General features: G+C 61.6%; 9 protein-coding genes. 3 read left to right on the top strand and 6 right to left on the bottom strand.

What is annotated here, in order from left to right:
• Nucleotides 1-196: hypothetical protein (locus BEN48_RS13435; protein WP_206599863.1), on the bottom strand; the 196-nt coding region annotated here is incomplete at its 3' end.
• 492 nt (nucleotides 197-688) lie between these two features.
• Here BEN48_RS13435 and BEN48_RS13430 point away from each other — a divergent pair.
• Nucleotides 689-2,083: a hypothetical protein gene (locus BEN48_RS13430; protein ID WP_070735443.1), complete on the top strand. Its 1,395-nt coding sequence runs from the start codon at nucleotides 689-691 to the stop codon at nucleotides 2,081-2,083.
• A gap of 81 nt (nucleotides 2,084-2,164) precedes the next feature.
• Here BEN48_RS13430 and BEN48_RS13425 read toward each other — a convergent pair whose 3' ends face one another.
• The 4 genes from BEN48_RS13425 to BEN48_RS13410 form a co-directional block, all read right to left on the bottom strand.
• Nucleotides 2,165-2,749 (bottom strand): PKD domain-containing protein, encoded by a 585-nt coding sequence (locus tag BEN48_RS13425; protein WP_125932647.1) that lies wholly within the window; start codon nucleotides 2,747-2,749, stop codon nucleotides 2,165-2,167.
• Nucleotides 2,750-2,799: 50 nt separating this feature from the next.
• Nucleotides 2,800-3,525, bottom strand: a complete 726-nt coding sequence (locus tag BEN48_RS13420) for a LytR/AlgR family response regulator transcription factor (protein WP_070735441.1) — start codon at nucleotides 3,523-3,525, stop codon at nucleotides 2,800-2,802.
• A gap of 51 nt (nucleotides 3,526-3,576) precedes the next feature.
• Nucleotides 3,577-7,209 (bottom strand): hybrid sensor histidine kinase/response regulator, encoded by a 3,633-nt coding sequence (locus BEN48_RS13415; RefSeq protein WP_125932646.1) that lies wholly within the window; start codon nucleotides 7,207-7,209, stop codon nucleotides 3,577-3,579.
• A gap of 334 nt (nucleotides 7,210-7,543) precedes the next feature.
• Nucleotides 7,544-8,593 (bottom strand): acetamidase/formamidase family protein, encoded by a 1,050-nt coding sequence (locus tag BEN48_RS13410; RefSeq protein ID WP_083321058.1) that lies wholly within the window; start codon nucleotides 8,591-8,593, stop codon nucleotides 7,544-7,546.
• A 413-nt stretch (nucleotides 8,594-9,006) separates the two neighbouring features.
• Between BEN48_RS13410 and moeB the strand changes: the two genes are divergently transcribed.
• On the top strand, nucleotides 9,007-10,110 hold the full coding sequence (gene moeB, locus BEN48_RS13405; protein ID WP_070735439.1) for a molybdopterin-synthase adenylyltransferase MoeB: 1,104 nt from the start codon (nucleotides 9,007-9,009) through the stop codon (nucleotides 10,108-10,110).
• Nucleotides 10,111-10,307: 197 nt separating this feature from the next.
• Here the strand turns inward: moeB and BEN48_RS13400 are convergent, their stop codons facing one another.
• Nucleotides 10,308-10,958, bottom strand: a complete 651-nt coding sequence (locus BEN48_RS13400; protein WP_070735438.1) for an HD domain-containing protein — start codon at nucleotides 10,956-10,958, stop codon at nucleotides 10,308-10,310.
• A gap of 619 nt (nucleotides 10,959-11,577) precedes the next feature.
• Between BEN48_RS13400 and BEN48_RS13395 the strand changes: the two genes are divergently transcribed.
• Nucleotides 11,578-13,453 (top strand): histidine kinase dimerization/phospho-acceptor domain-containing protein (locus BEN48_RS13395; protein WP_317043711.1); only part of this gene is annotated, 1,876 nt, incomplete at its 3' end.

The raw sequence follows: 13,453 nt of genomic DNA, 5'->3' as shown, positions 1-13,453 counted from the left end.
CGCCGCTGCCGATGGCCGCCACGTCGTTGCCCCAGCCGCCGCTGCCGATGGCCGCCACGTCGTTGCCCCAGCCGCCGCTGCCAATCGCTGCTACATCATTGCCCCAACCGCCGCTGCCGATGGCAGTGCTTTCCTGGGGAGCGCTAGAACAGATGCTAGCGATTTGAAACAAGGCAATGGCGAGAAAATTCAGCACGGTATAGAGGATTAGAAGGTGTGTCAGGTGTTTGATTGACACAAAGTTGGCGCTTCTTTACGCCGTGCAAAAGGACATTATTGCTTTGTTTTTGACTTGTACCTATTAAATAAAAAAATTAAATATAATAAGAATGCAAATTATTTAACGCCATTATTGTCGTTCAAATGGCCATTGGTGATTTGGTATTCAAGAAAAAAAGGTCGGTTTGTGACATTAAACGACTTAAGTGCCTTTAATTTGTCACGATACAAAGGTTAGTCTTCAACAGCCAGTAAAAAAGGAAAGAAGGCCTGTAATTGTGACGTCGTTTTTAGTAGTGGTTTTCTCGAATAATCGTTAGTAAACGTAGTTTTAAGTTGAATTTCGATGAATGAGATTACGAATTTGGCTAGGATTGTGACATCACGCTCCTTGAGTTCCCTGCCTGTTTTAGACCTTAAAAGCCGGCAGCCGAATAAGGAGAATCAATTTGTGACAACGCTCATTGCTATGCCCGAAGCTACGCAACTGCAGGTAGTGAAGGCGCTCTACGGCAAGGCGACTGCTCCAAACGTGCGGGCATTGCAGAAACTGCAGTCGCGAGTGCGCAGCAAGCTGCTCAATCAGCTTTATTTTCTGGACCACTCCGACCCGCGGCATTTGGTGTCGCGGCGCTATCAGATGGAGTGCCTGGATTTGATGCACAAAATCAACATCCTGTTTGCGGAAGGGGAATACGGCTTAACCGAACGCCTGCTGCAGCGGTGCCTCCGCTTAGCCCAGGCGGGCGAGTTTACGCAGTACGTGGTGGAGTGCACGCGCATTCTGTGCACGCTTTATTCCCAGCAGCGCCAAGTGCTGCCGTACCAGAAAACGGCTAAGTTGCTGCTCAAGGCGCAACAGGTAATGGCGTGGGAAGATGAAGCAGAGCGGATTTATTCCGACACCCAGTTGGCGCTGGCCCGTACCGTGAGCAGCCGCCGGGCGGTGCTGCCGCTGCTGCCCGACTACATTCACCAGCTGGAAGCGCTGCACAAGCGGGCGCGCACGTTCGCTACCTATAACTACCTCTACCGGTTGCAGCTGGCCTACCAGGAGCTGCAGGGCAACTACCGCGAAATTATTAAGTTGACCGCAACGGCTGCCCGGCGCGTACGCGACGGCAAGCTGAACGAGCGGCGCTTTGATAAGCGGTACAACCACTTCATGAGTATTTACGCTTACCTGCGTAGCCGGCAGCCGGTGCAGGGCCTGCGCCTGGCCGAGGAGTACACCCGGGATTTTCACCCCTCGTCCAGCAACTGGTTTTATTTTCAGGAGCACCACGTGTTGCTGGCCCTGCACGCCCAGCAATACGAACGGGCCCAGCAGCTGCTCGTCGTTATCGCTAAAAACCCCTCTTACCCCATTCAGCGGGAGGCGGCCCTGCAGCGCTGGGACTTGTATAAGTCGTACATCGACTTCGTGCTGCCGCCGCAACGCGTGACCACGGCCCGGCAGCGCCAAATGGCCCAGTGGGTGCTGCTGCTGCCCGAATACAGCCGCGACAAACGGGGGCACAACGTGGCCATTCTGGTGCTGCAGCTGCTGCACTTCTTGCGCGAGCACAACCTGGAGGCCGTGCTGCTGCGCCTGGAGCGCCTGCGCAAGTACCAGCAGCGGCACTTATACGAGCCGACCACATTGCGCAGCCGCTTGTTTCTGCGCTTGCTGCAGCTGATTGTGGAAAGCAACTTCGATGCCGCGCAGGCTGCCGAGCGCAGCGGGGTGCTGCTGCAGCAGCTGCGCGATACCCCGCCTCCCGGTGAGGCTTTTGCCGAGGTAGAAATCATTCCCTACGAGCATTTGTGGGAGCTGGTCCTGGAGCTGCTGCGCACCGGGGTCCCGGTAGCCAACGAAGCATAGGCAACTACGCAGTACCGATGAAAAGGCCTGCCGGGTACGACCCCATTGGGGCTTGGCGGGCTGCTTTGCGACGTGGTTTTGCTACTGTTCTACTACCACTTCGCGGGTTACGCAGTGGCTGCCAATGGAGGCGTTGGAACCGTAGCCGCGCATGCTGAAGCGCAACAGGCACTTGCCGTCGCGGAAGTCCCAGAGCATCTGCACGTTTTGGCAGGCAGGGAGCTGGGCGTCAGAAGCAGCAAAGGCCACGGAATTGCGCACTTTCACGCGACTGGGCGGCGCCGTGAAGTCCACAATGTCCTGCTGAATGAAGTCTATGGGAATGTATTTCTGGCCCTGGCGTACTTCGACCGTGCTGTCCACGAGCACGTCGAGCTGCACCACGTAGTTCTTGCGTTCCTTGTAGCAGTGCGAAATTACTGGGCCGGTGAGGGTGGTGCCGTCGCCCATGAGCCAGCGCTGGGTGAGCTTGCCCGCGGCGGGGTCGATGGAGGCGCCGCCGTCAAGGCCGACGCATAGCAGTAGGGGCAGGGGCGGGGGCGGGCCGCAGCTCACGCTGGTGGTATCACCGGCCTGCTGGGCCCGGGCCGCGGAGCCAGACAGCAAAACCAGCACTTCAGCCAAAGCCAGCATTTTGCCACAAACCATGGGTAGGTGCAAAGGCATGCCGGAATTGGGAAAAGAAACCCCCCTGGTGCAGTGAGTAAAACCAGTATTTAAAACTTGTTGAGGCGCTGAATCACGTCGCGCAGGTAGGTCTGGCCCACGGGAATGAGCTTGCCTCCCACATTGGCCGAGTTATCTTCCAGGGCCTGAATGCGGTTGATGTTGACGATGAACGAGCGGTGGATGCGCACGAAGCGGCTGGTGGGGAATTTTTCCTCCACGGCCTTCATGGTGCTGTACACAATGTGCTTGCTGTGGCCCGTGACGATGTGCACGTAGTCGCCGAGGGCTTCGATGTAGTGCACTTCGTCGAAGCCTACGCGCACCAGCTTGTTGTCCACCTTCACGAAGGTGAAATCCGCATCGGGCGCGGGCGCCTGAATGGCATCGGGACTGGCCAGGGGCTGGCGCTGGGCCACCTCCAGGGCCTTTCGCGACGCCTGCAAAAAGCGCGGGTAGCTCACGGGCTTCACCAGATAGTCGACCACGGCCTGTTCGAAAGCCTGCACCGCATAGTCCTTGCTGCTGGTGATGAGCACCACCAGGGGCGGGTGCTTGAGGGTGCGCAGCAGCTCAATGCCCGACATGAGGGGCATTTCCACGTCCAGAAACAGCAAGTCGATTTGCTGGGTGCGCAGGGCTTCGGCCGCCTCCACGGGGTTGGTGTAGCTGCCGATGGCGGTGAGGAACGGCGTGTTGGCGATGCAGTTGAGCACCACTTGAACTGAGAGCGGGTCGTCGTCGACGACCAGGCAGCGCAGAGCAGTAGTAGGCATAGGAAGGAAATTGGATGTTAGGCTGACGAATGTAGGCTATACGGCGCAGTGTCAGGCGTTAGCCCGTGCTTCGAGCTGCGGGTAGAGCTCGGCCAGCTGCTGGCGGATAGTGGCTACGAGGGGCTCACAGTACGGCAGAGCCGGGTGGCGGGCGGCGCGCTCCAGCTCGTCGAGCTGGGTGTGGAGCACGGCCACACCAAAGTAAGCCACCTGCCCTTTGAGCTTGTGGGCCGTGCTGGCCAGGGCCGCCGGGTCGCTGAGGCAGGAAGCGGCCAGCAGCGCCTCCAGTGTGGGGGCCTCCATAAGAAAGGTGCCCACTATCTGGCGCAGGAAGTTTTCGTTGCCGCCCGCCAGCTCCTCCAGCAAGTGCCAGTCAGGTTTAATGGCCGCGCCGTGGGCCGGGGCATTGCCGTTGGAGCCACCATTGGCACTGGTGCCGCTGCCGGCTACCGGGGCGGCCGATGTGCTGCGGCCCGTGAAGTGCGCCAGGCGCGCATAGAGAACGGCCGGCTCAAAGGGCTTAGCCAGCGTGTCGTTCATGCCAGCGGCCAGGGCCAGCACCCGGTCTTCGGGCAGTACCGACGCGGTGAGGCCGATGATGGGAAACCGACCGGCATCGGGGAAGCGCTGGCGTAGCTGGCGGGCGGCTTCGTAGCCGTCCATCTCAGGCATTTGCACGTCCATGAGCACGGCATCAAACGGCGTTTCGGCGGCTACCACGGTTTCCACGGCCAGGCGGCCATTTTCAGCTATCACTACGTGCACATTCCAGGCCTCCAGGGTTTTGCGGGCCACCAGCTGGTTCAGGGCGTTGTCTTCGGCCACCAGCACGCGTAGGGCGGGCTCAAAGGGCTCCAGCAGCCCGTGGGGCGTTTCGGGCTGAGCTGCGCTGGCGTCGGCCGTTTCGTACACCAACTCGAAAAAAAACTCGGAGCCCTGGCCTTCCTCGCTCGTCACACCCAGCTGCCCGCCGTGCAGCTGCACCAGGTTGCGGGCGATGCTCAGGCCCAGGCCGGTGCCGCCAAACTCGCGCGTGGTAGACGTATTGGCCTGGGAAAAATCTTCGAAAATTGCCCCCAGCTTATCCGCCGGAATGCCAATGCCCGTGTCGCGCACCGCAAAGCGAATAGCGGTTCGGGGAGCCGCATCAGATGCAGCGCTGGCGGCCAGGTCCGGCGAAAAATCCGCGGTGGTGACCGTTACCAGCACGCCGCCCTGCCGGGTAAACTTGATGGCGTTGCCCACCAGATTTACCAGCACCTGGTTCAGGCGCACGGGGTCGCCGAGCACGGCGGCGGGCACATTAGGCGCCACATCAACCGTAAAAAACAGGCCCTTGGTCTCGGTTGCAAACTTGAACATGGCGGCCAGGCGCCGCACAGCCTCGGGCAGGCGGAAGGGCACTTGCTCGAGGGTGAGCTTGCCGGCTTCCATCTTCGAGCTATCGAGGATGTCATTAATAATGACCAGCAGGTTTTGCGACGACGACTCGATGGCCGTGAGGTACTCGCCCTGCTCAGTATTTGGCCGGGTGGCCTGCAGCAGATTGGTGAGCCCGATGACCGCATTCATCGGCGTGCGGATTTCGTGGCTCATGTTGGCCAGGAACTGCGCCTTGGCCCGTTGGGAGGCCTCGGCCGCGTCGCGCGCCACCATCAAATCGGCGTTGATGGCTTCAATGTGCGTTTTTTGCTGGCGCAGTTCGGCAGTGCGCTCCTCTACCCTGCGCTCCAGAATCACCTGGGTTTCGCGCAGCGCCTGCTCCCGGTACCGCACCACGCCCCATAGCAGGCCGCCCGCCCCCAGCACCACCAGCCCCGCAAACCACCACGTGCGCCAAAACGGCGTGGCAATGCCAAACGAGGCCTTGGCCACGGAGCTCCAGGTACCCGCCGCGCCGTGCCGCGCCCGCACCTCCAGGGTGTAGGAACCGGCGTCGAGGCCGGGAAACTGCGCCTCGGGCGAGGCGCTGGGCCGGCTCCAGGTGTCGGCCAGCCCGCGCAGCCGGTACTGGTATTCTATGGGTTCGCTGCTGGCCGCTAGGCTCAGGCCCGTGAAAGCAAAGCTGAGCCGGTGCCGGGTGGCCGAAAGCTCGCCCAGCGCCGCCACGGGCTGCGGGTCGCCGTCTACTTCGGCGGCGGCCAGCACCAGTCCGGGGGGCAACTCACGCGTGCGCTCCAGGGCTTCGCGCAGGTCAATGCGGACCAGCCCGGCGCGGGTGGCGGCCCAGGCAACGGGGCGCACTCCCGAGGTCAGCGCCAGGGGCCCGCGGCAGTCGCGCACCAGCGTGTCGCTGGCCGCCGCCAGGGGCGTGAATTTTTGGGTGCGCGCATTGAACAGGGTGAGTCCCTGCAGGTGCGAGAGCAGCAGCCAGTTGCCGGTGTCAGTGGTCTTGTCCAGAGCGGGCAGCGCGAGCAGGCCGTACACGTAGTTGGTCGACAGGCTGTGGTCGGCGTCGTAGTGCTGCCAGGTTTTCCCGGTGAGGCAGTACAGGCCCTGGCCCTCGGTGCCCACCCACACGCGGCCCGCCGCATCTTCAGCAAAGCTGCTGATGGACACGCCGCTAGCGCTGAGGCGGTGATGAACAAACTGCTGGCTGGCGGGGGTGTAGGCGGCCAGGCCGGTGCCGTGGGTGCCCACCCACACCCGGCCCGCGCGGTCAGCCAGCAGCGCGTAAATGCTGTTCTGCAAGAGTCCTTCGGCCGTAGTAAAGTGGCGCACGGGCTGGGTGGTATCGGCCGGCAGCAGGTAGAGGCCATCGGCAGCGGTGCCCACCCACAGGCCGCTGCTGGCTGCGTACGCCAAAGCCGAAACCTGCAGGGAAGCGGGCAGGCCCTTCACGCGGCGCGGCGTCCGGGGCGGGGCATACAGCCAGAGTCCGTCGCCGTCGGTGCCGGCCCAGTAGCTGCGCTCGCGTCCCGGCACGGCCAGGAGCGCCCGTACGGGCACGGTGGAGCTACTGCTGAGCCGGGGCCCTAGCTTGCCGTTGACGTTGGTGGTTTGCAGGCCGGCCGCGGTGCCCACCAGCAAGGTGCCCGGTGGCCCCGAACTCAGGGCCACCGGCGGCGAGCCGCCGGCCGGTGTGGGATAGCGGCGCAAATGCCGGTCCGAATGCCGCCACAATCCCTGGCCGGCCGTGCCAAACCAGGTGTTGCCTTCGCGGTCCTGGAGCAGGCAAATGGGGACCACGCCGCTGGGCAGGCGCAGGCGGTACTGCCGCAGGTAGCGCCCAATAGCGGCCGTGTCCACAGCCGGTGTGCCATCGGCGGTGAGGGCCAGGCGGGCGGGAACAGCGGCGCGGGTAGCGGCAGTAAAGGGGCCGTTGGCTTCCTTTCTTACCGAAAACCGGCCCTGGTAATGCCCCAGCCACAGTTCACCGGTAGTGGGCTCTTCGCGCAGCGACACCACGAAGTTTTCGGCCAGCCCGTCTTTGGTAGTGAAGGTGGTGAAGCTGGTGCCGTCGTAGCGCACCAGGCCCTCGGCAGTGCCCAGCCAGAGGTAGCCCTGCCGGTCCTGCAGCAGCGAGTAAACGAAAGGCGGCCGCAAGCCCTCGGCCGGGCCAAACTGGCGGATAAACGCCTGCTGGGCCCGGGCCGGCCACGAGAGCAGGAGCAGCCCCGCCAGCAGGGCCAGCAAGAACACGCCCATGCGCCGGGCATACATAAAATGAAAGAGTGGTTTCAAGCAGAGGGTGCAGCCCGACTAGCCAGCCAGTCGTTTGGCCCTACAAGGTAGAATGCTTCCTGCTACCCGCCGCTACCCGTCTAAGTGCCAGGCGCCATAAACCGGCCAAAGTTTGATTTTGCCAGCTCATGATTCTATTTGGCGGCCTGCTTTGGTTGCGTTTGGGGGGGCATTGGATGAATTTTGCCTTGTATAAAACCCGTGAGGTGCCCCGGCTGCTATGCGCAACCACCAGGCCGGGCTTGGCCGTAGTGGCCTAGCCCAAGGCAAATCGGGGCTACCCCAAAGCAAGCGAAACCGCCATTCCGTACGCCTCTATTCCGTTTGCGTCCTGCTATTTGGTTTTGACTTTCGCTGGTTTCTGAAAAATACTTTTGGGAAGTATCATGTGGGCGCCGCGCGTGCCATCTACTACCTGCGTGGTGTTCAGGTCGGCGGCCACACTGCACAGCATGTAGGCATCGTCGCGGGTTAGGCCCTTTTCGGCTACCAGAAAGGCAATCATTTCACGCACGGCATCTTTGGCGGCTAGCGTCAGGTCTTCGTTCAGGCCCATGCTGATGTAGGCCGTGGGCGTTTCGGCACGGGGCAGTTTGAGGTGCAGGTCTTTGCGCACAATGAACTGCAGGGTGCCGGTGAGGGAGGTTTCCAGCGCCGTGATGTCGACTTCGCCGTTGCCCTGGCCGGCGTGGCCGTCGCCCACAAAAAACAGGGCCCCCGCCGCGTGTATCGGCAAGTAGAGCGTAGTGCCCGCCACCAGCTCCTTGTTATCCAGGTTGCCGCCGTGAATGCCGGGCGGGGCGCTGTTCAAACGGCCGGCCGCAGCAGGCGGGGCCACCCCCATGCTCCCAAAAAAGGGCCGCAGCGGCACGTCGATGCCGGGCGCAAAATGCGCCACCATCTTCTTGGCGTCAAGCGGAATAATTTTCATTCGGGCGTAAGGGAAGTCTTCCGGAATGAAGCCACTGGTGGGCCCGAAGGCGTTGTAGGCGTAGGGAATGGCTAGCTTAATGGACTGAATGCGCACTTCCAGCACGTCGCCGGGCTCGGCACCTTCCACGAAAATGGGACCGGTGAGGATGTGCCCGCCGGGCCCTTTGTTGGTCACGTGCGTGGTGATGTCGCGCAGGGCCGGCTCCACTTGCGCGGGCGCCACGCCAGCGCCTTCGAGGCGCGCCGGCGTGGAGGTGATAAGCGTGTGGACATTCACCGTCTCGCCGGACTTGATGCGCAGCACGGGTAGAGCGGCGGCATCATAATAGCCCCACGCCACGGTGGTGGGCGTGGGCACTAGCTTGTGCTGGGCCAAGGCAATGTGGGTGGTAAAGCAGCAGAAGGCCAGTAACAGGCTGCTGATAATGCGGGCTGAGTAGCGGGTGTTCATACGGGCAAGTACGCACCGGCCACACCAAGTTGCCGGGTCGGCTTGCAGGGCGGGTTTCAGGCGCTTACACGCCAAAGCTCATCAATTGAAGTGCGATACGATTTATTATCAGTAATATAGGTTTCAATAAAAGCCATTTATTTATTATGTTAAATAATAAAAGGTAACAAAATGGGCTTAATCTTATTAACTACAATCTTGGCAGATGGGCAAATGTAGGTTGTTCGGGCCCGCAGAAAAAGCTTTCGGAGAACGGGCGGTGGTTGAGCCACCTGTACACGGCCGCCACAGCTGTGCCCTAGCCAGGGCCGGTTGTGGAGCGGGGTGTGCCGAAATTGCCATCATTTGCCCGCCATCGGGGCTGCGCAGCTGTTTAATGAACGGCTGTTTCTTTGCCATAAAATACCTGCTCCATGAACTCTGCCGCTCCCGCCTTTTCCGCTGCCGAAACCAACCGGTACAGCCGCCACCTGCTACTGCCCGAGATAGGCGTAGCGGGCCAGCAGAAGCTGAAGGCAGCCAAAGTGCTGGTAGTAGGATGCGGCGGGCTGGGCTGCCCGGTGCTGCAATACCTGGCGGCGGCCGGCGTGGGCACACTCGGCCTGCTGGACTCCGACCGCGTGGACGACAGCAACCTGCAGCGGCAGGTGCTCTACGCCACCACCGATGTGGGCCGGCCCAAAGCGGTGGCCGCCGCCGAAAAGCTGCAGGCCCAAAACCCGTTTATACAGCTGCAGCCGCATCAGGTGCACCTCACCTCTGCTAATGCGCTGGATTTATTTCGGGCATACGACATCGTGGTGGACTGTTCCGACAATTTTGCTACCCGCTACCTCGTCAACGACGCCTGCGTGGTGCTGGGCAAGCCGCTGGTATTTGGCGCCATCTTCAAATTTGAAGGGCAGGTGTCGGTTTTCAACTATCAGGGTGGCCCCACGTACCGCTGCCTTTATGCGCAGCCACCGGCCGCCGGCGAGGCCCCCAGCTGCGCCGAAATTGGCGTTTTGGGGGTGCTGCCCGGCTTGGTGGGCACCATGCAGGCCACCGAAGCCCTGAAGATAATTCTGGCGCTGGGCGAAGTGCTGAGCGGCCGCCTGCTGTTGGTTGATGCCCTGAGCATGCGCTTTCAAACCATGCGCTTCAACGCCGTTGCGGCCAACCAGCAGCTCACGGCCCTGGCGCCCGACTACGCTGCGTTTTGCGGGGAACTGCCCACTGATGCGTTGCCAGCGCGGGCACCCGAAATCAGCGCCGACGAGCTGAAGGAGTGGCAGCACAGCGGCCGGCCGCTGCAGCTGCTGGACGTGCGCGAGCCGCACGAACACGCCCTTCGCCACATTGGCGGGCAGCTGGTGCCGCTGGCCCAGCTGCCCGAGCGTCTGGCCCACCTGAATGCCACCGTGCCCGTGGTAGTGCACTGCGCCAGCGGGGTGCGCAGCCAGAAAGCCGCTCAGCTCCTGCTGGCCCAGGGCTTTGCAAAGGTGTATTCGCTCCGCAACGGCCTGGCGGAGTATTGAGCGTTTGTTTAAAATAAGTTGAGCATCATGCTGAGCTTGCCGAAGCATTTCTACCGCGCCTCCTGTCATCCTGAGCATTCTGCGATTGAAGCAGAGTCGAAGGACCTTCACGCCCAGAGATGATTCGTTCCCGGGTGAAAGGATGCTTCCTTCGTCAGCATGACGGTATTTCTCAGTGCGACAGACGGTCTTTTCTTTCAGAGAACCCGGAGCGGCTGGAGCCCCGTGTTATCCTGGATAGCTTCCGGGCAGGCAGGCCAGTTCTCCAACTGAGTCAGGATGTGGTTTAGTCGCGCTTGCTTGGGAGCAGCCCGCCGGGCCAGGGCGGTAGCAGTCCAGAAGCAGTGATGGCTCAGGAAAGACGCTTGCAGCTGCAACCAGGCGTGTTCGCTGGCAATGAGCTGGCGGGCGGTCAGCTCATGGTAGAGGCTGGTGGAAATAGAGTCGAAGTCGGGCCGGCCGAGGTAGTCCAGGTCCGCATCACACAGAATCTGGTCCAGGTGACTGCGGGGCTCCTGCGGGTACCTGGTGGCCGTAATCATGGCGCATACCTGTTCCACCTGCGCCGCCGTGTAGCCAAAGCCCGGCAAGGTGGCGCAAACCAGCTCGCAGCCGGCTGCCTCGTGGCCCTGGTAGGCGTGCAGGAAACCGGCATCGTGGTATAGCGCCGCCGTGCGCAACAACAGCAGGGACTCTGTATCCGTCACGCCTTCGGCAGCGGCCAGGTCGCTGGCTACGGCCACCACATCCAGGGTGTGGTGCAGGCCGTGGTAATAGAGTGTGGGCGAGAGGCCGCGCCGCAGCTCGTTCACGATAAACTCCTCGGCGGCTGTAACTTGGAAGGGCATGGCAGAAAAATGCAGGCCTCGGCTAGTGACCACGGCGCTTGTAAGAAAAGCAATTCAAACCAATTGAGCGACAGGCTGGAAACGTAGCAAATACCTCGCCGGGCCTGCCGTCGGCAGGCACCAGCAGGGCAAACCCTGCCACCGCTTGTTCCGCGCCCGAACAAAAATTGCCGCTGCAATGCACTTTATCACCACTGGCAGTGCTTGTTTATTTTGGAAAACAAATATTTAATACTTAAATAAAGAAAATATTAACTGCTATTCAGTTTTGCGCAATCTGAGACGATTATGCTGCAAATCAGACCGAACTACCGGACAGGTGCTGCGGTGTTTTGTGAATGAACAACAACTACCGTGGTGGAATAGGCGCACTCGTTCATCGAAATATTCTGAAAATAAACAATCTTTACGATGTGAAGAAGTACTAGTGCGGCCTGGTGAAGATTCCCCGCCGAATGAGCTTCGTTGCATTTCGGTTTTCTTTGGCACTTCCCTTTCTACTAGTAATGATTCTCGACAATTACCTTCGTTTGCGTGTTCCCCAACAACCTTGGGCGCAAAGGCGGGAAAGTAAACCAGTCGACCGGTTTTTTGCTGTTTCTAACCCGACGCAAAGCCTATGAAATGGTTTTTAACAGCATGGGCGCTGTGGCTGGCGAGCGGAACCGTGCTGGCCCAGCACCGCTATTGGGATGCCGATTACGATTCGCTGACCCGCGCCCTGGCCCAGCAGCGCGCCGACACTGCCCGGCTGCGCACCGTGGTGCACCTGCTCGACCTGCACCCCACCAACCCGCAGGCACTGCCGCTTCTCGACCAACTGCTGGTGCTGAACGAACGCACCCCTACCCTGAACGACGTGCCTTACCGCCGCCTGCGAGCTGGCCTGGCGCTGTGGTACCGCGGCAACGCCGATGCTGCAGCCTTGGACACCATGAAGAGTGCCGTGGCGGAGTTCGATAAGCTGCAGCGCCCCATTCCCTGGCTGTTGATTGATTTGGTGGCGCTCTACAACCGCACCAAGGCCATGGATGCCCGCAAGGAGTACTACGAGGAAAAGCTGGCCTACTACCGGGTGCGCGGCGCCACTGAAAACGCGGCCGCCTGCTACGTATCGCAGGGGGCCTACTACCGCCGTACGGGCGACTACAACCGCGCCATCAACAGCAGCCTGCGGGCGGCCGATATGGCCCAGGGCTTTAGCCGGACCTTGCACATCCACGAGCTGATTGTGACCGGCGCTATTTACGCCGACTGGGACAACATTGGCAAAGCAGTGTACTACCTGAACAAGGCCCGCGCCCTGCCCGAATTCCGGCGGGTACAGGGCCAGCACCGGGTGTTCACTTTCGTGGCCTTGTCGCGGCTGTACCTGCAGCAGCGCCAGTACCCCGAGGCGCTGCAAGCCGCCGATTCGGCCCTGGCCGCGCGCGTTACCGAGCCCAGCGAGCGGGGCATGACCCTGGCCCACGGCCTGGTGCAAAAAGCGGCTGTGCTGCTGCGAATGCAGCGGGTGGAAGACGCCGGCGCCCTGCTCCAACAGACCCAGAGCCTCGCCGATTCCCTGAACCTGCCCATGTCCAACAAGCCCGGCGAGCTGGAACTGGACGCCACTTGGGCGCGCTACTATGTGGCCCGAAAGGACTTTGGCCGGGCCGAAACGTATTGGCTGCGGGCATACAGCAAAGCCACGGCTGCGCAGCTCGACCGGCTGCGACCCCGGTACCTCAAGGAGCTGGCCGCGTTCTACGACGCCCGTGGCCGGCCGGTGGAAGCCCAGCGCTATGCCCGCACCTACATTGAGCTGGTCGATTCCATCAGCGGCCTGCAAAGCTCCTTTCATGTGGCGCAGTACGAGAGCGAACGGGTGGAGCAGGCCCAAAATGCTCAAATCGGCAAACTGCGCGAAGCGCAGGCCGTGCAGGCCGAACGCCTGCGGCTGGGAAACTGGCTGTTGCTGGGGGCTTTGGTAGCCGTGGTGCTGGTATCGGTGCTGAGCGCCTTCATCTACCGGCAGCTGCGCACCAACCGGCGCACGCTCGACCAACTTCGGCAAACGCAGTTTCAGTTGGTACAGGCGGAGAAGATGGCGTTTTTGGGGGAGCTCACGGCGGGCATCGCCCACGAGCTGCAGAACCCGCTCAACTTCATGAAGAACTTCGCCGAGGTGAGCACGGGCCTGGTGGCCGACATGGGCGGGGCGGGGAGCGGGACGAATGGCTCGGGGTCGGGCTTGCAGGGGGAAATCCTGGCGGGGCTCAAGCAGAACCTGCAGCAAATCAGCCAGCACGGGCAGCGGGCCTCGTCCATCATCGCCGACATGCTGGCCCACTCGCGGGCGGGGGCGGGGCCGCGGCGGGCGGCGGACCTCAACGCGCTGGCCGGCGAGTCGCTGGCCCTGAAGCGCAACATCACCGAAGACTTCGGTGCCCGTCTGTTGGTGGGCAACGAAATCAACCAGCGCTCTTCAAACGACATCGGTATCGTAGGTACCG

It is taken from the genome of Hymenobacter glacialis (assembly GCF_001816165.1).
Taxonomy (GTDB): Bacteria; Bacteroidota; Bacteroidia; order Cytophagales; family Hymenobacteraceae; genus Hymenobacter; species Hymenobacter glacialis.
This window is presented reverse-complemented; position numbering and strand designations above follow the sequence as displayed.

Coding starts and splice junctions, on each gene's coding strand:
- BEN48_RS13430 (WP_070735443.1), top strand. CDS start 689: ATGCCCGAAGCTACGCAACTGCAGGTAGTGAAGGCGCTCTACGGCAAG.
- BEN48_RS13425 (WP_125932647.1), bottom strand. CDS start 2,749: ATGCCTTTGCACCTACCCATGGTTTGTGGCAAAATGCTGGCTTTGGCT.
- BEN48_RS13420 (WP_070735441.1), bottom strand. CDS start 3,525: ATGCCTACTACTGCTCTGCGCTGCCTGGTCGTCGACGACGACCCGCTC.
- BEN48_RS13410 (WP_083321058.1), bottom strand. CDS start 8,593: ATGAACACCCGCTACTCAGCCCGCATTATCAGCAGCCTGTTACTGGCC.
- moeB (WP_070735439.1), top strand. CDS start 9,007: ATGAACTCTGCCGCTCCCGCCTTTTCCGCTGCCGAAACCAACCGGTAC.
- BEN48_RS13400 (WP_070735438.1), bottom strand. CDS start 10,958: ATGCCCTTCCAAGTTACAGCCGCCGAGGAGTTTATCGTGAACGAGCTG.